27 protein-coding genes and 1 tRNA gene are annotated in these 23,422 nt (G+C 35.2%); 18 read left to right on the forward strand and 10 right to left on the reverse strand.

The features are described 5' to 3' along the window. Positions 1-52: 52 nt before the first annotated feature. The 3 genes from LS65_RS00985 to LS65_RS00995 all read left to right on the forward strand — a co-directional run bounded on the left by LS65_RS00985 (position 53) and on the right by LS65_RS00995 (position 2,887). Positions 53-1,930 (forward strand): DUF262 domain-containing protein, encoded by a 1,878-nt coding sequence (locus LS65_RS00985; protein ID WP_034362403.1) that lies wholly within the window; start codon positions 53-55, stop codon positions 1,928-1,930. Between the two features lie 39 nt (positions 1,931-1,969). After that, complete coding sequence (locus tag LS65_RS00990; RefSeq protein ID WP_034362402.1) at positions 1,970-2,455, forward strand: hypothetical protein; 486 nt, start codon at positions 1,970-1,972, stop codon at positions 2,453-2,455. A gap of 174 nt (positions 2,456-2,629) precedes the next feature. Continuing rightward, complete coding sequence (locus LS65_RS00995) at positions 2,630-2,887, forward strand: zinc ribbon domain-containing protein (RefSeq protein ID WP_034362400.1); 258 nt, start codon at positions 2,630-2,632, stop codon at positions 2,885-2,887. Positions 2,888-2,903: 16 nt separating this feature from the next. On the opposite strand, the gene LS65_RS01000 is transcribed toward LS65_RS00995, so the two are convergent. Further along, positions 2,904-3,419 (reverse strand): DinB family protein, encoded by a 516-nt coding sequence (locus tag LS65_RS01000; protein WP_034362397.1) that lies wholly within the window; start codon positions 3,417-3,419, stop codon positions 2,904-2,906. A 189-nt stretch (positions 3,420-3,608) separates the two neighbouring features. Between LS65_RS01000 and LS65_RS01005 the strand changes: the two genes are divergently transcribed. Further along, positions 3,609-4,001, forward strand: a complete 393-nt coding sequence (locus tag LS65_RS01005) for a DUF4878 domain-containing protein (protein WP_034362395.1) — start codon at positions 3,609-3,611, stop codon at positions 3,999-4,001. After that, positions 3,970-4,617, forward strand: coding sequence for a YiiX/YebB-like N1pC/P60 family cysteine hydrolase (locus tag LS65_RS01010; RefSeq protein ID WP_084707935.1), 648 nt, complete (start codon positions 3,970-3,972; stop codon positions 4,615-4,617). Before LS65_RS01005 ends, LS65_RS01010 begins: the two co-directional genes overlap by 32 nt. 3 nt (positions 4,618-4,620) lie before the next feature. On the opposite strand, the gene LS65_RS01015 is transcribed toward LS65_RS01010, so the two are convergent. The 4 genes from LS65_RS01015 to LS65_RS01030 are packed head-to-tail and all read right to left on the reverse strand — an operon-like array spanning position 4,621 to position 8,705. After that, positions 4,621-6,024 carry an FAD-linked oxidase C-terminal domain-containing protein gene (locus LS65_RS01015; RefSeq protein WP_034362393.1) on the reverse strand — a complete coding sequence of 468 codons (1,404 nt, stop codon included), beginning with the start codon at positions 6,022-6,024 and terminating at the stop codon, positions 4,621-4,623. Positions 6,025-6,037: 13 nt separating this feature from the next. Beyond that, positions 6,038-6,814: a plasminogen-binding N-terminal domain-containing protein gene (locus LS65_RS01020; RefSeq protein WP_034362390.1), complete on the reverse strand. Its 777-nt coding sequence runs from the start codon at positions 6,812-6,814 to the stop codon at positions 6,038-6,040. A gap of 29 nt (positions 6,815-6,843) precedes the next feature. Continuing rightward, positions 6,844-7,488, reverse strand: coding sequence for an NUDIX hydrolase (locus LS65_RS01025; RefSeq protein ID WP_034362388.1), 645 nt, complete (start codon positions 7,486-7,488; stop codon positions 6,844-6,846). Then, complete coding sequence (locus LS65_RS01030; protein ID WP_052061102.1) at positions 7,485-8,705, reverse strand: peptidoglycan DD-metalloendopeptidase family protein; 1,221 nt, start codon at positions 8,703-8,705, stop codon at positions 7,485-7,487. The genes LS65_RS01025 and LS65_RS01030 overlap by 4 nt, the downstream gene beginning before the upstream one ends. Before the next feature lie 207 nt (positions 8,706-8,912). Here LS65_RS01030 and LS65_RS01035 point away from each other — a divergent pair, with 207 nt between their 5' ends. The 5 genes from LS65_RS01035 (at position 8,913) to LS65_RS01055 (ending at position 12,423) form a co-directional block, all read left to right on the forward strand. Beyond that, positions 8,913-9,104 carry a hypothetical protein gene (locus LS65_RS01035; RefSeq protein ID WP_034362387.1) on the forward strand — a complete coding sequence of 64 codons (192 nt, stop codon included), beginning with the start codon at positions 8,913-8,915 and terminating at the stop codon, positions 9,102-9,104. A gap of 72 nt (positions 9,105-9,176) precedes the next feature. Continuing rightward, positions 9,177-9,389 carry a flagellar biosynthesis anti-sigma factor FlgM gene (locus LS65_RS01040; RefSeq protein WP_034362384.1) on the forward strand — a complete coding sequence of 71 codons (213 nt, stop codon included), beginning with the start codon at positions 9,177-9,179 and terminating at the stop codon, positions 9,387-9,389. 66 nt (positions 9,390-9,455) lie between these two features. Continuing rightward, positions 9,456-9,881, forward strand: coding sequence for a hypothetical protein (locus LS65_RS01045; protein WP_034362383.1), 426 nt, complete (start codon positions 9,456-9,458; stop codon positions 9,879-9,881). A gap of 9 nt (positions 9,882-9,890) precedes the next feature. After that, positions 9,891-11,711 carry a flagellar hook-associated protein FlgK gene (gene flgK / locus LS65_RS01050; protein ID WP_034362380.1) on the forward strand — a complete coding sequence of 607 codons (1,821 nt, stop codon included), beginning with the start codon at positions 9,891-9,893 and terminating at the stop codon, positions 11,709-11,711. A gap of 1 nt (position 11,712) precedes the next feature. Beyond that, entirely contained in the window at positions 11,713-12,423 is a 711-nt protein-coding gene (locus tag LS65_RS01055; protein ID WP_034362378.1) for an EI24 domain-containing protein, read from the forward strand. Between the two features lie 12 nt (positions 12,424-12,435). On the opposite strand, the gene LS65_RS01060 is transcribed toward LS65_RS01055, so the two are convergent. Beyond that, entirely contained in the window at positions 12,436-14,967 is a 2,532-nt protein-coding gene (locus LS65_RS01060) for a tetratricopeptide repeat protein (protein ID WP_034362376.1), read from the reverse strand. A 10-nt stretch (positions 14,968-14,977) separates the two neighbouring features. Further along, positions 14,978-16,246 carry a serine--tRNA ligase gene (gene serS, locus LS65_RS01065; RefSeq protein WP_034362374.1) on the reverse strand — a complete coding sequence of 423 codons (1,269 nt, stop codon included), beginning with the start codon at positions 16,244-16,246 and terminating at the stop codon, positions 14,978-14,980. A 180-nt stretch (positions 16,247-16,426) separates the two neighbouring features. Between serS and tatB the strand changes: the two genes are divergently transcribed. The 7 genes from tatB to LS65_RS01100 all read left to right on the forward strand — a co-directional run bounded on the left by tatB (position 16,427) and on the right by LS65_RS01100 (position 20,209). Continuing rightward, complete coding sequence (tatB, locus tag LS65_RS01070) at positions 16,427-16,978, forward strand: Sec-independent protein translocase protein TatB (RefSeq protein WP_084707934.1); 552 nt, start codon at positions 16,427-16,429, stop codon at positions 16,976-16,978. Beyond that, positions 16,971-17,744 carry a twin-arginine translocase subunit TatC gene (tatC, locus tag LS65_RS01075; protein ID WP_034362373.1) on the forward strand — a complete coding sequence of 258 codons (774 nt, stop codon included), beginning with the start codon at positions 16,971-16,973 and terminating at the stop codon, positions 17,742-17,744. The genes tatB and tatC overlap by 8 nt, the downstream gene beginning before the upstream one ends. Further along, positions 17,741-18,832, forward strand: a complete 1,092-nt coding sequence (gene queA, locus LS65_RS01080; protein ID WP_034362372.1) for a tRNA preQ1(34) S-adenosylmethionine ribosyltransferase-isomerase QueA — start codon at positions 17,741-17,743, stop codon at positions 18,830-18,832. Before tatC ends, queA begins: the two co-directional genes overlap by 4 nt. Next, positions 18,829-19,425 (forward strand): 16S rRNA (guanine(527)-N(7))-methyltransferase RsmG, encoded by a 597-nt coding sequence (gene rsmG, locus LS65_RS01085; protein ID WP_034362369.1) that lies wholly within the window; start codon positions 18,829-18,831, stop codon positions 19,423-19,425. The genes queA and rsmG overlap by 4 nt, the downstream gene beginning before the upstream one ends. A gap of 39 nt (positions 19,426-19,464) precedes the next feature. Then, positions 19,465-19,701, forward strand: a complete 237-nt coding sequence (locus tag LS65_RS01090) for a PP0621 family protein (RefSeq protein ID WP_034362368.1) — start codon at positions 19,465-19,467, stop codon at positions 19,699-19,701. Beyond that, positions 19,698-20,114, forward strand: coding sequence for a hypothetical protein (locus LS65_RS01095; protein ID WP_034362366.1), 417 nt, complete (start codon positions 19,698-19,700; stop codon positions 20,112-20,114). Before LS65_RS01090 ends, LS65_RS01095 begins: the two co-directional genes overlap by 4 nt. A 7-nt stretch (positions 20,115-20,121) precedes the next feature. Then, a tRNA-Ser gene (locus LS65_RS01100) sits at positions 20,122-20,209 on the forward strand. A 33-nt stretch (positions 20,210-20,242) separates the two neighbouring features. On the opposite strand, the gene LS65_RS01105 is transcribed toward LS65_RS01100, so the two are convergent. Further along, on the reverse strand, positions 20,243-20,893 hold the full coding sequence (locus LS65_RS01105) for a PoNe immunity protein domain-containing protein (protein ID WP_034362365.1): 651 nt from the start codon (positions 20,891-20,893) through the stop codon (positions 20,243-20,245). A 247-nt stretch (positions 20,894-21,140) separates the two neighbouring features. Between LS65_RS01105 and LS65_RS01110 the strand changes: the two genes are divergently transcribed. Next, positions 21,141-21,764: an HAD family hydrolase gene (locus LS65_RS01110; protein WP_034362364.1), complete on the forward strand. Its 624-nt coding sequence runs from the start codon at positions 21,141-21,143 to the stop codon at positions 21,762-21,764. Positions 21,765-21,794: 30 nt separating this feature from the next. Here LS65_RS01110 and LS65_RS01115 read toward each other — a convergent pair whose 3' ends face one another. Both LS65_RS01115 and LS65_RS01120 read right to left on the reverse strand, forming a co-directional pair. Then, entirely contained in the window at positions 21,795-22,454 is a 660-nt protein-coding gene (locus LS65_RS01115; RefSeq protein WP_034362363.1) for a DNA-methyltransferase, read from the reverse strand. A 13-nt stretch (positions 22,455-22,467) separates the two neighbouring features. Continuing rightward, a complete protein-coding gene (locus LS65_RS01120) occupies positions 22,468-23,418 on the reverse strand; it encodes an HTH domain-containing protein (RefSeq protein ID WP_034362361.1) in 951 nt (316 codons plus the stop codon). Positions 23,419-23,422 lie beyond the last annotated feature (4 nt).

The raw sequence follows: 23,422 nt of genomic DNA on the forward strand, positions 1-23,422 counted from the left end.
TTTTTTTGATAAAATACGAGTTTGGAAATTACATAAGAAAAAAGGAGAGGGAATGAGTTTGAAACCAAAAGATAAAAATATTGCCGAAGTATTTAAGCAAGTTGATTATGAAATTGATTTTTATCAGAGAGAATACAAATGGAATGATAAAGAACTGCACTATAAACCTGTGCAGTCTTTACTTGAATATATATTTTATCGTTTTAATTTGGACTACAAGAAAGATTTAGATCCAACACCAGAAAATCTTAATAACTATGAATGGTATTATTTAAACACTTACATTACCAATGAAATTAATGGTAAAAAATTTATTGTTGATGGACAACAAAGACTTACTACCCTTACATTAATTCATATTGTACTTTTTCATCTCGCAAAAGAGTATCAACTTCCAGATAATCTTATAGATACATTGCAAAGGTCAATCTATGACTCAACTGATTTTGGAGTATGTTATTGTATGGGGGTCGGTGATAGAAAAGAAGCAATAGAAAATCTATTCAAAAATAATCTGTCAAATCTTAAAGATAAAAGCCAATATGCAAGTTTGTCTGAAAGAAATATTTATGAAAATTATCAAATTATCGTTAAGTTTTTAAAGAAAGAGATTTTAAACAATGAAGATATAAAAAATAAACTCCATTTTTTTATTCTTTATTTTAGAAATAAAATCTACTTAATAGAAATTCAGATTCAAAAAAGTAAAGATGTGCCTATGGTATTTGAAGTTATCAATGATAGAGGTATTCCACTTGAGCCTTACGAAATTCTTAAAGGTAAGATTCTTGGGCAAATTGATAAAAAAGAAATTCAAAAATATTTAAAGATTTGGGACAAACAAACCAATCAATTAGCAGAATACTTTGAAGATCATATTGATTTCTTTTTTAGTGATTATTTTAAAAGCAAATTTGCCGATAATCCAAATCAATATGATGAATTAGGTAATGAAAAATATTGTAGAGTTATATTTAATGATGAATTTAATCAAAAAATTAACCTAAAACATAATCCAAAAGAAGTTAAAAAATTTATAGAATACGACTTTTTATACTATTCACAAGTTTATGTTTTGCTTTTAAAGAAATATTGGGAATATGACAAAGATTATCAAAACATATACTTTAATAAATTAAATGACATAGATAAACAATTCCCACTTATTCTTTCTGCCCTCACTTTTAATGACACGCAAGAAAGTGAAAAAATAAATCTTGTTGCAAAATTATTTGATAGGAACTTTGTAATTCTCAACCTCACTAATAGCTATAATTCAAACAGGTTCAATGACTCTATGATTAACTTAATAATAAACATTAGAAATAAAGATTTTGAGAGTATAAAGGCTTCATTTGATAAACAACTTTTAAAAGATATAGCCTACTCAAAAAACCTTGATAATATTCAAGAGCCTTTCCAATACGAGTTTTTTAAAAATGTCGGATATGAAAATTTAACTAAAAAATTTTTGCGTTATTTTTTTGCAAGAGTTGAACATTATCTTGCTGAAAACTCTAATCAAACTGTTAAAAGTTACAAAGAGTTGGTAGAACAAGGTGGTAAAAATGCTTACCATATTGAACACATATTGTCAAATAATGAAGAAAATTTAAAATTATTTAATGATGAGGAAGAATTTAGAATCCAAAGAAATCGTTTGGGTGGTTTGTTGCTTTTTAAAGGCAAGGATAATCAATCTTCAAGCAATGAAACTTATCAAGAAAAACTATGTTCTTATGGTGTAAGTGGCACACTTTTTTCACAAACCCTTATAGAAAATTTCTATAAAAGCAATGTAGATTTTAAGCAATTTATTCAAAGAGAATGTCTTAATTTTAAACCTTACAATAAATTCGGCAAAGATGAGGTTGAGCAAAGACAACAGCTTTTGTTTGAAGTTGCAAAAAAAATTTGGTTGTGTGATTAATTTTTTGATAAAATGCAGGATTAGCAAAAAGGAGGGTTGATGATGAGAATCATATTAATTTGTTTGGGCGTGTTTTTTATATCGGGTTGTGCGGTGTTAAAACCTGTAGAAGCTAAGAGGTTTGGTGATGTAAGTGCGTATCAATTTGTTTTTATTTCACCAACACAAACTTTGAGTTCTGGCACAGGTGGTGGCTATATAGGATATGGCACAAGTGGAGGATTTTCCTATATGGCATCTAAAAGCATTAATCCTGCAGATGTTATCTCTGGTATTTTAATGAAAAAAGGATTTGTTGTTGTAGAGAACATTACTAATCCAACCCAAACACTAATAGTCAAATATGGGCAAGGCGACAAAAGAGAAGTATTAGGGGGATTAGGAGGCTATACCCTTGAAGTATCTATTCAGATTCTAAATGCCACAACTCAAGAACCATTATTCCTTTGCACTGCTGAAGGACAAGGAAGCACAGAAACTGATGACATAAGAGAAGCAATTACAAGATGTTTGCAAGAATTATAGAATCTTATAAACACAGAGAATACGACTAAAACTAGGGACACCCAATGCGCTACTTCATAGCTATAGCGTCAAAACCCTATTGAAATAGGACAAGCAGGGGGATTTTGCCAATTCTAACATAAAATTATCTTTGGCAAAGTCGCACCGCTTAAAAAACGAAGCAAAGGATTCTTAATGCAAAATACAATCTGTCAAAGTTGCGGTATGCCCCTTAATTCAAAGGAACAAATGGGTTTAGAAAAGGACGGAAGCGTGAGCCGTGATTATTGCAAGTATTGCTATGAAAAAGGCGAATTTATCCATAAAGTCTCACTGCAAGAGTATATACAAATGTGCTCAATGTATGGCGCACAAGCAGGAATGAGCAATGAACAAATGAAAGCACACTGCACCAAGTTATTCCCGACACTAAAAAGGTGGCAAACTTCTTAAAAACAAACTCCAACGCCTACATTCCAAGCATTCCATTAAAATCATTTTCAATCTTTAGTATATCTAGAGCACCCGCAATCTGTCCGCGATGATGTGTCGCGTGGTTTAAAAGCGCAAGTATAAGGAATCCGCGAGATTTTTTAAACTCCACACCCGGAAAAGTAAGCGTTTCAATACTTTTAAAATCCTCCATAGATTCTATTAATTCTATCATTTTGCTATCTACCTTACTTCGCAATGCCTCAAACGCGCTTATATCCTCATAGATTGCACTTTGTAGCCTATGCTCTGGGCTAAGAGTTTGCAAAATCTCCTCCACACCCTCTAAAGGCTTAGGTGCAAATGCGCTAAACCTGCCCAAAACAATGCCAATATCGCCACAGAGAATATGCTCTGCCATTTGCATCACACTCCCATAATACAACCCACAATTCTTATAAAGCACTTCCTTTGGAATTTTTTTAAAAGTCGCAAACATATTTGCATTTGCAAACTGATTATATTGCGCCTGAAGCAATAAAGTCTCTTTCATTTTTTCTCCTTTTTATATAAAATCTGTGCCATTATACCATTTAGAATCTACACTTTAATAATTGGTAATCTTGCAAAAATTGCGCTTTATGCAAAAATGAGAAATTTCCACTGCGTCAGTCGCTATTGACTTTACATATAAATTCGCTAAAATAAGTATTTCAAATTTTATACTTTTAAGGAGTAGTAAATGCTAAAAAAGTTAGCGATTTTGGCTTTAGGTGCAACTCTCGCACTATTTTTTGTTGGCTGTGGTGAAAAATCGCCAAAAGATGTAGCAGTATCTTTTGTAGAAGATGTATATAAGGGCAATGGTGATAGTCTCATTAAATATGTGCATCTACCTGAAGCGCAAAAAGCAGGGGCAAAAGAATTGATTGAGGGCAAGCTTAAGGCTGGTGCAGAAATGGCAGAAGAAACAGCTAAGGAAGCAGGTGGTTTAAAAAATATTGAGGTTATATCTGAAGAAGTCAATGAAAAAAATGCAACTATTAAATTACGCGCAAATTTCAAAAATGGTGAAAGCAAAGATGAGTATGTAAAACTCATAAATGTCGATGACAAGTGGAAAGTTAAACTCTAAAAGATTCTATATTTGCGCATCAAGTGCCATTGTAAGCATTGTAGCACTATCTGCTATAATGCTATTTTTTATGTCTCCCACCTCTATAACTTCCACACTTTTACATAAAAATTTACACTCACTCCCTACACTTGAAGTAGGTGATATTATTTTTCGAGAAGGCATAGGCGTAGAAAGCATTATCATTCAAAAACTAAGCAAACACAACTATACGCACATTGGTTTAGTCATTAGCACAAAACCTATCATCATTCTTCACGCTACGCCTGATGACAATCCCAAAAAACCAAATCAAGTAATTCTAAGCTCTTTTGATGAGTTTCTCTCGCACGCGCAGCATATCGCAGTTAAACGCTTTTCTTTTAGTCCAACTACACGAGAGCAAATCGCCTCACAATCAATACTTTGGCTTGGCAAACCATTTGTGCTTCATACAGATCCAAATGCGCTATATTGCACTACATTGCTTGAGCGGATTCTATCACCCTTTGTTACATTGAATCTAGTCTATGATACTATTGATGTTCCTGCCTTTAGAGGTGCATATCTCTTTCCAAAAGCCTTTTTTGAAGATACACATTCCACGCTCATTTATGAAAGCAAAACACATTTATAGAATCTAGCTATTTTCTCCCATATTTAATCCCATTTTCCCCGGATTGAGAATATTATTTGGGTCAAATGCTTTTTTGATACGAGCAAATAAACTCATTTCTGCCTCACTAAAAGCTAATCGCATAAAAGGTGCTTTTGATAAACCTATGCCGTGTTCGCCACTTAATGTCCCCTCTAAAGCAATAGCAATTTTAAAAATCTCCTCAATACACTCATAACCTTTCTTAAGCATAGCTTCATCTTGTGGGTCTGGCACCATTACATTAACATGCACATTGCCATCTCCTGTATGTCCAAAGCAAGGAATCTTAAAATTATATTTTTCACTTAGTTGTGTTATACGCGATAAAAGTTCAGGAAGCGCAGAACGAGGCACGGTAATATCTTCATTAAGCTTTTTCTTACCATAGATTGTAATACTTTGGCTCACATTACGCCTTGCAAACCACAGATTCTGCGCTTCTGTATCATTTTGGGCAATTCTAAAATCAATACAACCATTTTCCTTGAATTTTGCCGATAAAACTTCAAGCTGAAAATCAAGTTGTTGCTGCAAATCCCCATCGACTTGAGTAATGAGAATTGCTCCTGCATCTATGGGTAAGCCTTTAGCAAATCGCTCCTCCACCGCTCGAATGCTTAAATTATCCAAGAACTCCATTGCCACAGGCGTAATGCCACTTGCCATTGTTTTATATACCGCATTCATAGCAGATTCTATACTCGTAAATACACCCATTGCCGAGCGTGAAAATTTTGGTTTTGCAATGAGTTTAAGTGTGATTTCAGTAATCACAGCAAGACTTCCCTCACTTGCTATTAAGATTCCTGCGACATTAAAACCTGCAACATCTTTAATTGTTTTTTTTCCTGCACGGATTATATCTCCATTTGGAAGCACTGCACGCAATGCCATAACATAATCCTTTGTAATGCCATATTTTGCCGCACGCATACCACCTGCATTTTCGCTGACATTGCCTCCCAATGTGCTATATTCTTGGCTTGCTGGGTCTGGTGGGTAGAATAAACCTTTTGCCTCTACAGCTTCTTGAAACATTTTATTGACTACGCCGGGCTGCACGCGCGCAATAAGATTTTTTTCATCAATTTCTAAAATCTTATTAAAATGTCGCTCTAAAGCTAAAACAACCCCGCCATTTACTGGCAAAGCTCCACCGGTAAAGCCACTCCCTGCACCTCGCGGTATAATTGGAATCTTATGCGTATTGCAATAAGCTAAAATTGCACTTACATCTTGTTCATCGCGCGGAAAAACAACTGCTTCGGGTTCATATCTTTCTCTTGTGGCATCATAGCAATATGCTACCAAATGTGCCTTATCATCATAACAATTCTCTTCTCCAACAATATGCTTTAAAGCCTCAATATGGGATTTATCTAGCATAGCCACTCCTTCATTAATTTGTGCCTGTAAGTTTCTCAAATAATTTCAAACTCGGACCCAGCAAATTATCATAATAAGAAAAATATTGACGCGATTGTTTTGAGCGCAATTTGCTTGCGAGTGAGCCTGTATCTATATTAGGAATGCGTGAAAAAAATGGTGCTTGTGTGCTTTCAAGCTGTGGTTTTTCAAAGGGTAGCACTTCAAGAATACTAAAACTTTGACAATCAAGCACATTAACACCATTGGAAGCAAAAATATACACTAAACCCACGCTATAAATACTACAAAATGCACTCAAATGTTTAGGCTTTGGGTCATTAATGCCATCTTTTGCTAAAAATGCGGCAAACATATCAATATGCAAAAAATGCGTTTGATTATGTGGAGGCAAACTCTCATTGTAGGCAAGAATTTGATTATAACTCATCTGATCTGGTGCTATGACTATGGCTTTATTATAGAATCCACCAAATAGCACCTCATCGCCTTCTTTAGGTGTAGCCATAGGCGTAGGGAGATATTTTTGTTCAATGCTTGTAAAAGGTGTGTATTTTGCATAAGCAATATTATCTTGAATCTGCGCAATCAAGACATTAGCAATAATCACATTATAGCCCTCTTTATGTGTGATAACAATACCACTTTGCCCTACTTTTAGATTCCTTGCAGGAAAGCTTACATCTTTTGCACTCACTTCGCTAATGCGCTCTTTTATGGGAGTTGTATCAAGTCCATAAAGCAAGCTTGCACACATCAATCCCAATAAAACTCGCATTATATCATTCATCATTGCTCCTTCAAGTCTTGTGCTTCTCTTTATTTTGCCATATTTACTTGTGATTTCAATTGCTCATAATGACGCAAAAACCATAACGCACCAAAAGCCAAACCAGGCGTTTTAGTAATACTCAAATTATACACAAACTCTTCCACTTCACTTGCTCTTATAAGCACAGATTCTATAACCTCGCCATCAACGCCACCACCTGCATTTACCCTATCATCTTCATCTATGCACGCATAAAATAATGTTTGCTTCGCACCGCTATGTCCTACTGCTGTGGAAAAAGTCGTAATGAGCTCAAGTGAATCTACCTTGTATCCACATTCTTCTAACACTTCTTCTTGTGCAATTTGTTTTAAACTTTTACCTACCTTATCTACCAATCCAGCGCATAACTCATAAGTATAACCCAAAGTTTGAATATGTGAATCTACGCATTTTAAGGAACTTTCATCAGGGAGCATTCTTGCAAATACCGCAGGACGAAATTGCTTCACAAAAAGCAGACTATCCTCCTGCTTGTGATAAAGCACAATAGCCACAGAATCTAAACTTTGAATAAAATCCCACGAGCGTGCTTTTCCATTCTCATTATAAAGCATACGGCGAGGCTTAACATAAATAGAATCTACGCATTCGCAAAAACTTACATTGCTAATGCTTGATACATCTTTCATAATGCGTTAGCCTGTGTCTGCGTAGATATATCCTGCTGCCCTTGTATAGACACTTCTATCTCTCCTGGCAAATTAAAATCTTCATTAGGAGTAATTGCATTCACACTCCTATTCAATGCATTTTGCAAATAAGGCATAAAGTGTTCTGTTAGGGCGATAAAGGATTCTTTTTCTTTACCTTGTAATTCTTTGCTTACAGCTTTTACACTTGAAAGAGGATTAATTGGCACATTATTACGATAAAGCCCAAAATGCAAATGTGGTCCAGTGCTTAGTCCTGTTGAGCCTACGCGTCCAATCATTTGTCCGCGCTTGACTTTTTTACCAGTCCTCATACCTGTGGCAAAAGAATTCATATGGGCATAGAGTGTTTTTAAATTATTTTCGTGGCGAATTTCAATGAGGTTTCCATATCCTCCCCTTTTTCCTGCAAAAATAACCACACCATCAGCAGCAGCTACAATAGGTGTGCCTTTTGGTGCAGCATAATCTACCGCATAATGCGGGCGAATTGTGCCAAGTATGGGGTGCTTTCTCCCCAAAGAGAATCTTGAACTTATCCTCGCTCCAGCCACAGGAGTTTGAAGCAAAAATCCTTGAATCTCTTTCCCCTCTTTATTGTAATAGCGTCCATTATTAAATCTAAAAATATAATGCGGTTTTTTATTAATTTCCACAACAGCAGCTTTAATACTTGCATTCTTAAGGGGTTTGCCTAATCGATATTTGCGCTCATAAATAATAGCTAATTTGTCATTTTTCAAAATACTTCGAAAATTGACACTATTTTTATAAGCATTTAAAAATTCACCAACCAAGCCACTATCATTTGTCATTTCAAGCAAATCTTGATAGGGAGACTTTTGAATAGAGAGGCTAATAGTTTGCTCTTGCTCAAAATAAATCATAGGTGTAAAATCAAGTATATACGCATCATCACGCTTAAAAATATGAATCTGCATACCATCGCCTATGGGAATGAGTGCTTGAATCAACTCATCATTTTTGCCTAAAAGTGTATAATAAGTTACTCCTGCATAAATTTCTGAAGTAAGTTCTTTATCTTTAGGAGGAAGGTCATAATACACACTCGTTGGAATGCCATATTTTTGAAAAAATGCAAAAAGTGTGTAGCCAGATTCCCATACTTGAGAATGAGCCACCGCCCCAAAACATAAACTACCCCATAAACCCATAAGCATACATATTTTTCTCATTACAGAAACCTTGAAACATATTGCGTATTTTCTACATAATTAAAATAAATGCGCCAAAAACCGAAATTCTAATATAAAAAGCTTAATAAAAGATGTTAAAATATGTGTTCTCAATTATTTGGCACTATTTTTGCATATATTTTAATAATGCTTAAAACTTGTGAGAATCTTATTGAGATTCTCACCTGCATCTATTAAGGAGTAAAAATGAGCACAGGCTTAAAAAATTGGCTATTTCCAACATTAAGCTTTTTAGCATTTATATATGTTTTGCTTTTGCTCGGTATTTGGACTTATCGCATTGATACGAGTAAGCCGATTTTTAGCTCTGATAATGCGTCTAAAGGTGTAACATCACTTAAAGACTTTAAGCAAGAAATGCAAGGATATGTAAAATAATGCTAAAATATTTTTATATTTAGTCGATTTGACAATAAATCAAAATCACTTAGATTAAATAAGGGGTGTCCTATGGTAAATGGTGTAAATACAAGTATTGTTGCAGCAAAAACTCTTAGCAGAGAAACACTCAACAAACAAAATGAAAGCACTGAAGTGAAAGAAAAAGAACAAGTGCAACTTTCACGTGCAGAGCAAATCAAAGAGCAAATCAAAAATGGTGAATACAAGATTGATTTGCAACAAACTTCAGAGAAAATGGCATCAAATTTGCTTAACCTATAAAAAACTCTCCATTGTATAGAACCGTATAAAAGTTATTTTATACGATGGAGTATATAGGATTTGGCTATGCTACATACTTACATTAATGGTGCGATTGCAGATTTAAAAGCATTAATCGAACTCACACAGCTTGATAATGCAGATATACAAATCGCAAATCACGAAGCAATCTTTGAACGATTAGACCAAAAAAATACGCTTGTAAAAGCATTTGAAGACAAAAAATCCCTTATCCAACAAGAAATGCTCATTTTGTGCAACAAGAATCCGCATAAATCGCTCCAAGACTTGCTTGATGAAGAAACAAATAATCTCCTTGACATTATGCGTGATACGCTTAGTGAGCTTAAAACTATCAATAGCAACTACGCACGCAGTGTATTTGCTGTGTCAGAATTTTATAATTCACTCATTCAACGCGTCATACCTCACGAAAACGATGGCTATGACCAGCACCGACAGCAAAGTCATCTGCTTAAAATCCAAGCATAAGGCATAGTTATGGGTGGCATTCTTTCCTCTCTTAATACCTCCTACACAGGTTTGCAAGCACATCAGCTTATGGTCGATGTAACGGGCAATAACATTGCTAATGCAAGTGATGAGTTTTATAGTCGTCAGCGTGTCCTTGTGCGTCCAGAACGACCACTTTATTATCAAGATTACAATCTCGGCAGGGGTGTAAGTGTTGAGACAATTCAACGCATTCACGATGAATTTGTCTTTAATCGTTATCGCAAGGCAGCAGAAGAAGCGCAATATTATGATACACATTTTACAACCTTGCGTGAAGCATCAGCATTTTTTCCCGAAGTCGATGGTGTTGGAATCTATAACGATTTAGAGGAATATTTTAACTCGTGGAAAGATTTAGCCAAAAATGCTACCGACCCAGCACAAAAGCAAGTTTTAGCCAAAAATGCACAAGTTTTAAGTAAAAATATCCAAGATACGCGCTTCCGACTTGTGCGATTACAACAAAAAACAAGTGAAGAGCTTGAAGTAACAATTAATGAAGTCAATCGCCTCGCAAAAGAAATAGCGCATATTAATGGCAAACTCAAAGAAATGGAAGACCAACGTGAACTTAAACAAGCTAATGAATTACGCGATAGACGTGATGAGCTAGAATATAATCTCCAAACCCTTATTGGTGCAAATGTTTTCAAAAATCACCTTGATTCTAACGCCTCTATTCACCCTAAACTTGCTGATTTTGATGATGAATATGTGCTTAATATCGGTTTTGGATTTAATATCGTAGATGGCGCAATGTATCACCCTATCGTGCTAAAAAAAGATGATAATCACCTCAACCTTAACCGCGTATATTTTCAAGGCGATGATTTTAAAACCGTTGAAATCACAGATAAAATTATTCAAGGCAAAGCGGGTTCTCTCATTAGCCTTTATAATTCAGGTGAGGGTGGCACACGTGTAGGGAAGATTCAAGATTATATCAATCAGCTTGATATTTTTGCAAAAGGCTTCATTGAAGCAACAAATGCTATTTATTCTCAAAGCGCAGCAACACAAATTCGTAGCGATAAGCTTGATGTATGGAGTTTAAATGCTTTAGTAGATAGTAACTACAATATCAAAAAAGGGAGCTTTGATATTGTAGTATATAGCTCACAAGGCGAAGAAATTGGACGCAAAAGTATTTATATTGATGAAATTACGACAATGAATGATGTAGTTCGCGCTATTAATGCAAATACAGATGATAATAAAGACAATAATGCCCTCAATGATATTGATGATTACTTCCGCGCCTATTATGATAATGGCACACAAGAATTTAATATCTTAGCCAAGAATCCTTCTCAAGGTTTATATGTCGCCATACAAGATAATGGCACAAACTTCACTGGTGCATTTGGGTTAAATAAATTTTTTGATGGCAATGATGCGCATAATATCGCTCTAAGCTATGAATACGCCAAAGATGCCACACTTATACGCCCTTGGCTTGCGCCTGTGAATGGAAATTTTGATGTAGCAAATATGATGCAACAACTTCAATATGAAGATGTAGATTTTTATGTCAATAAATATGAAACAAAACAAATGCGTATATCAGAATATTATCAATTCCTCTCCGGACGCGTAGCAAACCAAACTGAAGCTACACAACGCACTAAAGAGACAAAAGATTCTGTACTTTCTGCGGTGAAAAAAGAGCATTTAGCTATTTCACAAGTAAGCCTTGATGAAGAAATGGTGAATCTTATCAAGTTTCAAGGTGGTTATGCAGCAAATGCCAAAGTCATCACAACCATTGATAGAATGATAGAAACTCTGCTTGGTATTAAGCAATAAAATGCTCAAGATTCTTAAAAGTAGCCTTGAAGATTTTTTTACATTTAAGATTTTAAGCCTTGTTTGTGTGCCTTTAATACTTAATCTTTTGCTTATAGGCAGTGTGCTTTATTTTTGTGCCACTCCTTTTTATGACTTTATCCTAAGCCATACTCCGCAATGGATTCAAGACATCAATACAAATACTGCCCTTTGGGCGAAAGTGGTAAGCTTTATATACAGCCTAAGCGTGTATCTTATCTTAGGTTTGGGCGTTGCGCTCCTTGCCTTATTGTGCAATCTTTTCTTCTCTCTCTTTTACACACCTTTAATTGTGCGATATGTGCATAATAAAGATTTTTCTTTTATCAAACTTAATCCCTTTGGCTCAATGTGGGGCGATACCCTTAGCTTTACTAAAGATTTATGTATATTTGCAGCACTTTTTATACTTTGCATTCCTTTGTATTTTATCCCAATATGTGGCACATTCATACCCTTAATACTTGGATTTTTCTTTTTCAAAAGACGCACCTTTTATGATGTGGGAAGCTACATAATGGATAAGACACAATTTGATGCCTTGCAATCCCATAGATTCCAAAACTCTATGTGCGCACTTCTTAGCTTTCTATTTAGCCTTATTCCTTTTGTGAGTTTTTTTCTTATGCCCTTACAAATTCTTATCATTACACGATACATATTTGACAAATTACACTCTCATACTATATAGTTTTGTCAAGTATCAAAGTGGAGGTGAATTTGCCTGACTTATGTCTTTAATATCAAGCAAATAACTTGTATCAATCTCAAAATCAAAAAATTCAGATTCAAATTTGCTATTAGCGAGTTTATCATAATGTTGTGTGGCAGCTTTCATATTTTTTGCCTCTTGATAAAGCAATCCCAAAGCATAACGCGCTTCAAAATTTGTAGCGGATTCTACCTTAACAAGCTGTAAAAGTGCTACAGCATTTTCGTGGCGGTCTGCACCCATAGCAGAAATAGCCGCATAAAAACGTGTTTGGGAATCATCTTCGTGTAAATCATCAAGAAGCGAGTTATAAAGTGCGAAAGCCTTTTCAAAATCATTACTATAAATATTTGAAAGTGCCAATGCTTGCAAAATACCATTACTTGTGCGCGTTTCTACAATAAGTCTTGCCTCTAACTCCTCTTGGATAGAACGCAAAGAGCCTGTTACAAAGCCAACATACACATACAATTCACGTGCAAGGGAAGGTCCATAATAAATTGAGCGCATATCAAGATTCTTTTCTTTATAAATTACATTCATTTGTAGAGCAACATCTTTAAGATTTACTCTAAAGCGTTTGCCGAGCTCATACATCGTATTTGCTACCACATCTTTTGTATAGATTTTTTTCAAATTTTCAAATGCCCTTACCACTTGTTCTTCGTTTCCTGCAGAAATTCCATACACTGCTTGAAGAGCATAATAGATGGGTTTTCTTTCATATACAGACTGCTTTTGCATATCATTAAACCAATCAAGTGAATCTGCTGGGGAATCGCTTGTGTAACGAAAAAGTGAAAGTAAAAATTGATGCTCAATATGATTGGTAAAATTAATTTCTGCCAAATCATTAGAAATAGAGTTCGTCAAACGCGCCCTATCTCTGTAAGTGAGCTCTGCACACATTAGAGCAAAAATACCTGCTATCGTATTATTAGAATCTAAATGATACGCACGGATAAAATGCACATACGCATTGTCAAAATCATTCATTTGCGCATAAAGCAACCCAACATTGTAATGCAAAACAGAATGGTTGGGATAAGTTTTTAATGATTTTTCCATTGATTTAATCGTTTCACGTATATCCTGATTTAATGCCAAAGCACGCAAATCCTGCGCAAGTAAGCTATTAATCTGTGAAACCCTCTGCCCTTCTTGTAAAATACTTTTTGCACTTTCTATATTACTTGAATACGCATTTAAATTCCCATCATCAATAATCTCTAAAGCTTTCTTAGCATCAAATACCAAAAAAGGCGCGTAGTAAAAAAGTAGTTTATATCCTAGCATTTTGTTATGTTCAAAGCGACGATTCCAAAAGTCTTCTTGAGCAAGATTAACATCAAATAAATCATCACGCAACTTTGCCTTAATAGGATATTGTTCAAAAACCTTTGCATCATCTTCTTTAGCATTAAGCCTATCTAAAATGAGTGCGCTCTCTTTAAAATTTCCATCTTTTAGCTCAATGAGTTGTAAAGCCATAAGTGCTTGCGCGTTGCCAACATATGAGCCAAGATATTCATAAAGATACTGCTTTGCTTGAGTATATTCCCCAAGCCTTGCGTGAAGAAGTGCGATAGCAAAATTATCCTCCTTTGTTGCTACTTGTTTAAGCTGTGCAAGAGCATTATACTCATCACCAAAAATCAAAAACACCTCTGAAGCCATTTTCTTACTTTCATTGGCATAACTATTAGAGCTAGGATTCAAAAATGGCGAAAGGGATTCAAAATAGAATCCTTTGTAATACTGCAACAATCCATAGAGATAAGAATAAAGTGGCTGATTAGCCGTATGATACAAATAACTTGAACTAATACCTAAATAATATTCATAGAGATTCATATCGCCAAGCATATACGCGCTATATGCCGCATTAAAGGCACTTACGCTTATATCTTCCCCCACATTAATTGCCCCATCAAAAGAACTAATCGCCTTTTTGTAATCACCCTCTTTAATTTTAATTACACCCAAATTGTAATATGCAATGGATTGAGAATAAGCCGCAATATTTTCAAAGATTCCTAATGCTTCGAGTTTATCACCCTGTGCATAAAGAATATTTGCTTTTTTAATCATATTGCCAAGCTCTGTTTCATCAACTTCAAGACGCTTTTGACCACCAAGAATTGGAGCAGGCTGGATAATCTTGCGTGAAACAGGAGCAGGTGAGGCTTCTTCTTTTTCTTTAGGAGAACCCATAAGAAGAAACACGATAAGCAAAATGATGAGTATAAAAAAAAGTGCAACAATAGCAATCAAACCTATCATTAAGGGTTTATTATCTTTGATATGCTGTATTAAAGGCTGAATCTTATCTGTAACTTGTGCAACAATAGCCTTAACTTTATTTAGTTTTGCTTCGCTTGAAGCATTACTTTCCCCTACACCCTCTTGATTATCGGAAGTATTTGATTGAGCAGAATCTGTTCGTTCTTGTGTTGTTGATGTGCCTTCTTGGTTATCTTGAATTTCTAAGCCATCATCAAGATTAATAGATTCTTCTGCCATAATTTGCCTCTTACAAATACTTTCTTAAAACTTCAGGAATGACTATGTTTCCATCGGCTTGTTGGTAATTTTCCATAATAGCAATAAGTGTGCGTCCAACCGCTAAAGAAGAGCCATTAAGTGTATGCACAAGAGCATTTTTTCCATTTTCTTTATAGCGGATTTTTGCTCTACGCGCCTGAAAATCTCGTGTATTTGAAACAGAACTAATCTCCCGATAGCAATTTTGCCCAGGAAGCCACACTTCAATATCAATGGTATTACTTGCACTAAAACCTAAATCCCCGCCACACAACTGCACTAAACGATGAGGGAGTTTAAGCTCACTCAAAATGCCACTTGCTGTTTGCACCATTTTTTCTTGCATAGCTTCACTTTGACTTGGGTGAGTAATGGCGACAAGCTCGACTTTATCAAATTGATGCTGTCGTATCATACCTCGCGTATCTCTCCCCGCACTTCCAGCTTCTTTACGAAAACAAGGCGTATGTGCAGTGAGCATAATGGGTAATTTTTCACTAGAGATAATGCTATCTTGATAAAGATTAGTAAGTGTGATTTCAGAAGTAGAGATAAGATACAAATCGTGCTCACTTTGTTCATCATCAAATTGTGAATCCACCTTAAACATATCATCTTCAAACTTAGGCAACTGCCCTGTGCCAAAAAGCGCACGAGCATTAACAATTACAGGCGTTAGGACAGATTCAAAACCTGCTTTTTCATTATAATCCAACATAAAATTGATAAGCGCACGATTGAGCTTTGCTCCCATACCACGCAAGACAGAAAAACGACTTTTGGCAAGTTTTACTCCTGCTTCAAAATCAATCCAACCATTTGCAACGCCTAGCTCCCAATGCTCTTTAGGTGCAAAATCAAATTGTGGTGGGGTAAGCACTTTTTTTATTTCTACATTGTCATTTTCATCTTCACCTTTTGGAGTAGCAGAATCTGGAAGATTTGGAATATTGTAAAGAAAATCTTGCAGTTTGGTTTCTGTAATATTTAAAGCAGATTCTGCTTTATTTATAGCGATTTTATTTGCATCAAGTGCGGCTTTTAACTCGCTTATATCTTTTTGTTCTCTTTTATACTCACCAAAAAGCTTTGAAGTTTTATTTTGAAAAGCTTGCAAACCCTCGAGTTCTTGTTTGCAGGATTTATATTCAAGAGCAAGATTTTTGAGATCACTTAAAGTATTTTCACTCACTTTTTTAATGCTAAGCTGTTTGCTTACTTGCTCAAAATCATTCACCAATGCCTTTGTATCAATCATCACTTTCCTTCTCTTTACAAAATCATCATATTGTAGTCAAAAAGCATTTTTTATTCCTAAAACATAAGCAAAATGTCTTGCAAAATTACTAAGTTATTATAAAATGCGAACTTAAATCTATAGAGTGATATAAATGCGTCTCACGAGCAATTTTTATAGTAAGCTTAATAAGGTATGCTGATGTTTGGTGTTGGTATTTTTGAAGTCTTAGTGATTCTCATTGTGGCTATCATTGCACTTGGTCCCAATAAACTTCCACAAGCTATTATTGATATTGTCAAATTCTTCCGTGCTGTCAAAAAAACTATGGCAGAAGCAAAAGATACTTTTGATAAAGAAATTCAACTCTCTGAAATCAAGCAAGAAGCCCTCAAATATAAAGACACACTCACAAGCGAAGTCGATAAACTCACTAAAGATATGCAGCTTGATGAATTGCGTCAAATAAGTGTAGATTCTGTAATAAAACCCTTAGAAGAGGGACAAAAGAGTTTGCAAGAACACACTCAATCCTTACAATCTACGCTTCAATCCTTAAACAATGAAGTAAGCTATGAAAGTATGCAGCAAACAGAGGTAGATAAATCTCTCTCCTCTAATACCATTTCCAATAACGCAACCCCTACGGATTCCCCCTCATATACATCTAGCACACCTCCTCTAACTACTATGACAGAAGAGAATCCTACTATACAATCCCATATGGATAAGGATAGCAAAAACAATGCTTGAAGATTTAAAGCCTCACATTCAAGACTTACGCAAAAGGCTTATAATTAGCATTGCTGTGCTGTTTATAGCTTTTATTGTATGCTTTTTGTTTTGGGAACATATTTTTATCTTTATCAAAGCACCATTAGATTCTGTGCTAGGACACGATGTGCGTGGTAAATTCATCGCTTCAGGTATGATAGAAGGGGTTTTTATTGCGATGAAATCTGCTCTTTTTGCTGCACTTGTTATTTCTATGCCTATTATTTTCTGGCAAATATGGATTTTTGTCGCTCCTGGCTTATATAAAAATGAAAAAAGAGTAGTTATTCCTTTTGTTATTTTTGGCACAACAATGTTTGTCGTTGGTGTCGTATTTTCCTACTATGGTGTGCTTCCTTTTATCATAAAGAATATTTTGCTTTTTGGCAATGACCAATTTGAAGCCTATATTACCGCAGAAAACTATTTTACTTTCTTCACTCGCCTTGTTATCGGCTTTGGTATTGCTTTTGAACTTCCTGTGCTCTGTTTTTTCTTAGGCAAAGTAGGCTTAATCACTGATGAAAGCTTAAAGAATTTCTTTAAATATGCAGTAGTGCTTATTTTTATTATTGCTGCACTGATTGCTCCACCTGATGTTATTTCGCAGATTCTCTTAGCTATTCCACTTATTGGATTATATGGTATTTCTATCCTCGTGCTTAAATTTGTCAATCCCGCCTCAATCCAAGAAAATTTTGATGACGAGGATATTGATGATGAAAAAAAAGAACACAATGTATGAGCCAATATAGCCTAATTTCAAATGACTTTTTGCTTGAAAGTTATGACTACACATTGCCACAAAATGCCATCGCACAAAATCCCGCAAATCCTAGAGAAAGTGCAAAACTCCTTGTATATGAGAGACAAAGTGGGCGCATTACACATAGCAATTTTTATCATTTTTGTGATTTTATCCCTCAAGGAACACTCATTGTGCTTAATGATACAAAGGTAATACAAGCTAGAATCTATGCACATAAAATTAATTCCCTCACGCAAGGCTTAAGCCAAAAACACTACGAAATATTTTTTCACAAACCTCTAGATTCTATAAACCAATCCACACTCTTTCTTGCGCAAATAAAAGGACGCGTAAAAAAGGGGGATAGGCTCATTATCGCAGATTCTATATCAACTCAAGCCTCTATTATCGTAGAAATCAAAGAATGTCTAACAAATGGCTTACGCATAGTGAAATTTATACAAAATAATCAAGACTTGAATTATCCTTTAGTGCTTAATATGCTTGAAAAATATGGGCATATTCCACTACCTCCTTATATCAAGCGCAATGATGAAAAAAGTGATGTGCTCTTTTATCAAAGTGTCTTTGCCAATCATCTTGGTTCAATCGCTGCTCCAACTGCTTCTTTACATTTCAGTGAAAAAAGTTTAGAATCTATGCGCAAACACTTTGAACTTTGCTTTATCACACTTCACGTGGGTGCAGGGACATTTATGAGTGTGGAGAGTGCGGATATTCGCCACCACAACATACATACAGAATCTTATTCACTCTCGATAGAAAGTGCTAAAGCCTTGCAAAAAGCAAACAAAGTGCTTTGCGTTGGCACGACAAGTGCGCGATGTGTAGAGCATTATATGCGTCATAAAGCATTGAATGGAGAATGTGATATATTTTTATATCCAAGTGTGAAGTTTGAACGCGTGGATTACCTGCTGACTAATTTTCACCTCCCCAAAAGCACTTTACTTATGCTTGTGAGCGCAATGATAGGGCGAGAGAAATGTTTGGAACTTTATCAACTTGCTTTGCAACAAGGCTACCGCTTTTATTCTTATGGTGATGGGATGTTAATACTATGATACATTTACAAGAACGACTAAATAGCCACCGCATTAGGCTTTCTGATACTTGCTATCAGCAATTTAAAGTTTTTGGTGAGGAACTTTTAAAGTGGAACAAGATTCATAATCTTACAGGTGCAAGTAGTATAGAATCTGTATCTGAAAATATCTTTGACTCGCTCTATCCGCTAAAATTTATTGATGATTTTAATAGCTGTATGGACATAGGTTCAGGCGGAGGATTCCCTGCTATTGCTCTAGCTATTGCTTGTCCTCAAGCATCTTTTACACTCGTTGAACCAAGACAAAAACGTGCATCTTTTTTGCAAAATATTGCCTCACATTTAGGATTAAGCAATGTGCGTGTCAAAACAATGGCGATTCAAGATGTGCCAATTGCTGAAGTTAATAATCTTGACCTTGTTACTTCACGTGCGCTTATGGACGCAAAAACACTCATTACCTTATCGCGTAAATTTCTTAAAAGTGATGGCTATTTTTTGCTCTACAAAGGCACACAATTTCGTAAAGAAATGCCAAATATGAGTGTAGAAGAATGCTTTGTGCGGGAAAATCGCATTTATTATTATAAACATAGCCGCGATATTTAGGTTAGATTCTATATAAAAGCACAAACTAAGGAGAAAAAAATGAAATTTCTTATCATACTTCTTGCTCTTGCTTTACTCGTTTATATGATTACTCGCTCTTTGATACGAAGCAATGTGTCTCACAAAAATACAAAGACTAAAAATAAGCAAGATGCTGTTGAAGAAATGTATCAATGCGCACATTGTGGTATCTATGTCTCTCAAACAGAATCTATACTTGCCGATGGTGTGCATTTTTGCTCAAAAGATTGTTTGAAAAAAGGAGCAAAGCAATGATTATCATCGGACATAAAGCAATCCCCCATCAAGCATTTACCAAAATTACAAATATAGCAGATATACAAAATACACACCCTTCTTGTATAGTATGGTTTGATACAGGCAAACTCACACAAGAGCAAGGCTTTGCATTAGGCAAACACTGCCTTGACAATCAAGTAAGTTATGCAGTGATGATACATTCTCTTGAAGAGCTCCTTATTTATGCTAATCTAAGCGCACATTATCTTATTCTGCATAAAAACCTACAAAATCAAGCTCAATCTTTTCAATCTATTATAGAGCATTACTTGCTTGATTGTAAGCTTTTGTGTGTGATTAAAGCAGATTCACAACTTACAAAAATTGCTCAACTTGGCATTGATGGGGTGATTTTTAAGCAAGTTTTAGATAATATCCCCTCTTCTTAAACTACATAGAGAGGTGTCCGAGTGGTTGAAGGAGCACGCCTGGAACGCGTGTAAAGTGCAAGCTTTCGAGGGTTCGAATCCCTTCCTCTCTGCCATAGTTTCTGCATAGCTTATATCTGTTGTTTTAACTAGAGCAAGTCATAAGGGAAAAATTCATAGTTTTTAAATTCCTCTTTGTTGAGTTTCATTATTTTTACAACAGCAGCTGCTTGAATATTCCAAGGATTGAGTTTATTATATGGGCGTAATTTAGCCCATCTCTCCATATATTGGTGAAGATATCGATTATCTTTGGTCATTACAAATTCTTTAATGAAATTATATTCCTTAGCAAAATATATACATTTGCGTTTTTCATTAAGATTCTCTCCCTTAGAACCTACAAAATGCAAAAACCAATCCTTATAATCGGCATACTCTCCCTTTTCTTCTTCCTCCTTTATGATATTAAGGAGATAAGATGTATCCATATCTAACAGTACTCTAATACAAAATTCAGTCGCATTATTCATATAATTAGCATTATACTTCACTTCTAAGCGATAGTCTTGCCATTCAAGCATCACTTGTTCTAATTCTTTTTTGACTTCTCCTATATCATCGCCACGAGCATATTTACACATAACCTTGTCTAATTTACTCCTCCCCAAAGAATGATAAATCCGTCTTTTATCACAAGCTGGATTTTGTGAGAGTTGTGTTGTTATTCTTTCAATTTCTTTTTCACACTCTGCAATAAGCCCATCATAATACTCTTGAATTTTACGAGTATCTCTCATCGCTTCTACTCCTTTTGATGACTTATTCATATCAGCTTTATTTAATTATTTAAATAAAAAAATACTACTACTTTCCTAAAAAAGACTTTTTAGGAAAGAAAAAAATTATCTATTTTTGAAGTTTTGTCTCTAAACCTCTCTATAAAATTATAAGTGCTTTTTATACTTACCAAATTTTTAGATTCTAAAACATTCATATGTTACAATTACACAAACCTAATCTTAAAAATATGATATAAGGAATCTTATGCTTAATGTCATTTTTGATATGGACGGCACGCTCATCGATAGTGAGAATGCAATTTGTGCAGCGATTAATGAAATACGAGCAGACAAGAATCTCCCACTACTAGATTCAGAATATATCAAGCAAGTAACTCACACACCTGCCCTTAATTGTCCTAAAATTTTTTATGAAATTGATAATTTTCCCCACCCAAGCTATAAAGTAGGTTTTGAATCTTATTTTCGAAAACATTATGAGCAAAGTGCAACTCTTTTTGATGGAGTAGAATGGCTCTTACAACGATGCAAACACAAAGGTTATTTTTTAGCTATTGCCTCAAATGCCCCACACGATGAACTTCCTACAATTTTACAGCGGCACAAAATTGCGCATTTTTTCGATGAAGTTTTAGGTTCAAGACAGGGAATAGAATCCAAACCAAGCCCAATGATGATAGAAATGATTGTGCAAAAATCTCCCTTTAATCAAAGCGTTTTTATAGGAAATGGTGCAAAAGATAGAGGTGCAGCACAAAATGCTAAGATTCCATATTTTCACGCTAAATGGGGAGAAAACTCCATCAAAAGTGATGAATTCTCTGATGCAAAAGAACTTTTTGCATTGCTACAAAAGCTAGAGAGCTAGTATCTTATTCTTAAATCTTTGACATATTTCTTACCGCAGAATCTTTGGTTTATAATCAGTCCCTATAAAATTTCTCCCCAATTCCTTACAACATTCCAATACACTAAAGCTCCCACTTGCAGGGTCAAGCACTAAATCTCCCTCCTTAGTGCAAGATTCTATCAGTGCTTTTTGTAAGCCTTTTGGTTTGCTATGCGGGTGTAGCTTTAACTCCTCACTTGGTATCTTTTCGCTCCATATATCGCGTATGCTATGGCTTTTCCAAGTGCCTTTAGCTTTAATGGGAACTTTTTGTAAGACTAGCAAATATTCGCATTGTTTGCGCGTGCGATAACCCATACCCATTTTACCTTTATCCCAAGTGATTAAATCAACAATTTGCAATTCTGTCCCTTTAAGCCATTGCTTAATCCCCTCGCATAAATGAAATTTATCAATCCAAAGCATTAAATAGCAACTATTCTTTAACACTCGATCAATCTCTGCGATAAATTCTATAATTGTCTCATTACTCATTTGGTGGAGTGTTGCTCTGCCTTTTTGTCTCTCTCCCTCATTGCCATACTTAAGTTTATCTAGCACACCTCTATACTGCGGGTCAAAAAAGCATAAATCTACACTTTGGGATTCTAAACTTTGCATAAGTTCTAAGCCATTGATTGTAAGCTTGGTGTTTTTTTTAATACGCATTAAAATCTATTCGCTACATTATCTTTTTGTCTGCTATATGTTTTTCTAATGCCTCATCATCAAGCACCTTGTCATAAGAATCTTTAAGAATTCTTCTTTTATCATTAGTTTCCACATCTTCATTAATGGTCTCTATAAACTCCTTAAAGTTAAGGTTTTTCTCTACAAGCATATCAATGGTTTGAAAATCTAAATGCCTCTGTGCAGAGGGCAAAAGCACTTCTAATTCAGTAATCCCTAGCTTTATAAGCCCAATACCAAAGCTTTGATTCAGTCTCCTTAATTCATCAAGCACTTCAGAATCTATCTCGTTAAACACTACTAGATAACCCTCATTTGCAAAGCTAGAATTAGATACAGCCTGAAAATAGCTTTCTTTTAAATTGCCAAAATCTAATGCAACCTTTAGTTCAAAAGAATAGATTTTGAAATCGTGGCGATACAGATTCTGTGCCAACCTTAGTGCCTCCTCATTGTTATAATCATTAAAAGCAAAATGTACGCTCACAATGTCAGGATAATTCCATTTGTCTTTCCCGCTTTGCGTCTTTTTGCTTATCTCGTGATAGATTGTCTTGGAATACGCATCAAACTTATCCTTGACAAAGCGCACAAGCAAGGGGTGCAAATCCCGCTCCATAAAGGTTCTTCCTTTTTGCGATTTTGCCTCTAAGGCTTGATTCTGTAGTGCATTGTGCAATGTTTTTAACTCTTCTTCCCTTTCTTTTAGCCAAAAAGTCGTTGGTCTTCTTGAAGTTACCATAAAGAGAGAATCTCGCCTATCTCGCACATCAACATAGAGTCGTGCTCCAATTGATTGGTCTGGAGTTTTGCCAATACTTTTAAGATTCTTATCTAATCCTAACTCTTTTGCCCTCTCCCAAATCAGCCTATAGCCTAGTGGAGCTTCTGCTTTTTGTAATACTTCCTTTGCTATATCTAAATAAGTCATCATTTTTTGCATATGC

This window comes from Helicobacter japonicus (assembly GCF_000762845.2).
Lineage (GTDB): Bacteria > Campylobacterota > Campylobacteria > Campylobacterales > Helicobacteraceae > Helicobacter_C > Helicobacter_C japonicus.

Bases quoted from the DNA above. Each gene is read 5' to 3' on its own strand.
- LS65_RS00985 (WP_034362403.1), top strand. From the start codon at position 53: ATGAGTTTGAAACCAAAAGATAAAAATATTGCCGAAGTATTTAAGCAA.
- LS65_RS00990 (WP_034362402.1), top strand. From the start codon at position 1,970: ATGATGAGAATCATATTAATTTGTTTGGGCGTGTTTTTTATATCGGGT.
- LS65_RS00995 (WP_034362400.1), top strand. From the start codon at position 2,630: ATGCAAAATACAATCTGTCAAAGTTGCGGTATGCCCCTTAATTCAAAG.
- LS65_RS01000 (WP_034362397.1), bottom strand. From the start codon at position 3,419: ATGAAAGAGACTTTATTGCTTCAGGCGCAATATAATCAGTTTGCAAAT.
- LS65_RS01005 (WP_034362395.1), top strand. From the start codon at position 3,609: ATGCTAAAAAAGTTAGCGATTTTGGCTTTAGGTGCAACTCTCGCACTA.
- LS65_RS01010 (WP_084707935.1), top strand. From the start codon at position 3,970: ATGTCGATGACAAGTGGAAAGTTAAACTCTAAAAGATTCTATATTTGC.
- LS65_RS01015 (WP_034362393.1), bottom strand. From the start codon at position 6,024: ATGCTAGATAAATCCCATATTGAGGCTTTAAAGCATATTGTTGGAGAA.
- LS65_RS01020 (WP_034362390.1), bottom strand. From the start codon at position 6,814: ATGAATGATATAATGCGAGTTTTATTGGGATTGATGTGTGCAAGCTTG.
- LS65_RS01025 (WP_034362388.1), bottom strand. From the start codon at position 7,488: ATGAAAGATGTATCAAGCATTAGCAATGTAAGTTTTTGCGAATGCGTA.
- LS65_RS01030 (WP_052061102.1), bottom strand. From the start codon at position 8,705: ATGAGAAAAATATGTATGCTTATGGGTTTATGGGGTAGTTTATGTTTT.
- LS65_RS01035 (WP_034362387.1), top strand. From the start codon at position 8,913: ATGAGCACAGGCTTAAAAAATTGGCTATTTCCAACATTAAGCTTTTTA.
- LS65_RS01040 (WP_034362384.1), top strand. From the start codon at position 9,177: ATGGTAAATGGTGTAAATACAAGTATTGTTGCAGCAAAAACTCTTAGC.
- LS65_RS01045 (WP_034362383.1), top strand. From the start codon at position 9,456: ATGCTACATACTTACATTAATGGTGCGATTGCAGATTTAAAAGCATTA.
- flgK (WP_034362380.1), top strand. From the start codon at position 9,891: ATGGGTGGCATTCTTTCCTCTCTTAATACCTCCTACACAGGTTTGCAA.
- LS65_RS01055 (WP_034362378.1), top strand. From the start codon at position 11,713: ATGCTCAAGATTCTTAAAAGTAGCCTTGAAGATTTTTTTACATTTAAG.
- LS65_RS01060 (WP_034362376.1), bottom strand. From the start codon at position 14,967: ATGGCAGAAGAATCTATTAATCTTGATGATGGCTTAGAAATTCAAGAT.
- serS (WP_034362374.1), bottom strand. From the start codon at position 16,246: ATGATTGATACAAAGGCATTGGTGAATGATTTTGAGCAAGTAAGCAAA.
- tatB (WP_084707934.1), top strand. From the start codon at position 16,427: ATGTTTGGTGTTGGTATTTTTGAAGTCTTAGTGATTCTCATTGTGGCT.
- tatC (WP_034362373.1), top strand. From the start codon at position 16,971: ATGCTTGAAGATTTAAAGCCTCACATTCAAGACTTACGCAAAAGGCTT.
- queA (WP_034362372.1), top strand. From the start codon at position 17,741: ATGAGCCAATATAGCCTAATTTCAAATGACTTTTTGCTTGAAAGTTAT.
- rsmG (WP_034362369.1), top strand. From the start codon at position 18,829: ATGATACATTTACAAGAACGACTAAATAGCCACCGCATTAGGCTTTCT.
- LS65_RS01090 (WP_034362368.1), top strand. From the start codon at position 19,465: ATGAAATTTCTTATCATACTTCTTGCTCTTGCTTTACTCGTTTATATG.
- LS65_RS01095 (WP_034362366.1), top strand. From the start codon at position 19,698: ATGATTATCATCGGACATAAAGCAATCCCCCATCAAGCATTTACCAAA.
- LS65_RS01105 (WP_034362365.1), bottom strand. From the start codon at position 20,893: ATGAGAGATACTCGTAAAATTCAAGAGTATTATGATGGGCTTATTGCA.
- LS65_RS01110 (WP_034362364.1), top strand. From the start codon at position 21,141: ATGCTTAATGTCATTTTTGATATGGACGGCACGCTCATCGATAGTGAG.
- LS65_RS01115 (WP_034362363.1), bottom strand. From the start codon at position 22,454: ATGCGTATTAAAAAAAACACCAAGCTTACAATCAATGGCTTAGAACTT.
- LS65_RS01120 (WP_034362361.1), bottom strand. From the start codon at position 23,418: ATGCAAAAAATGATGACTTATTTAGATATAGCAAAGGAAGTATTACAA.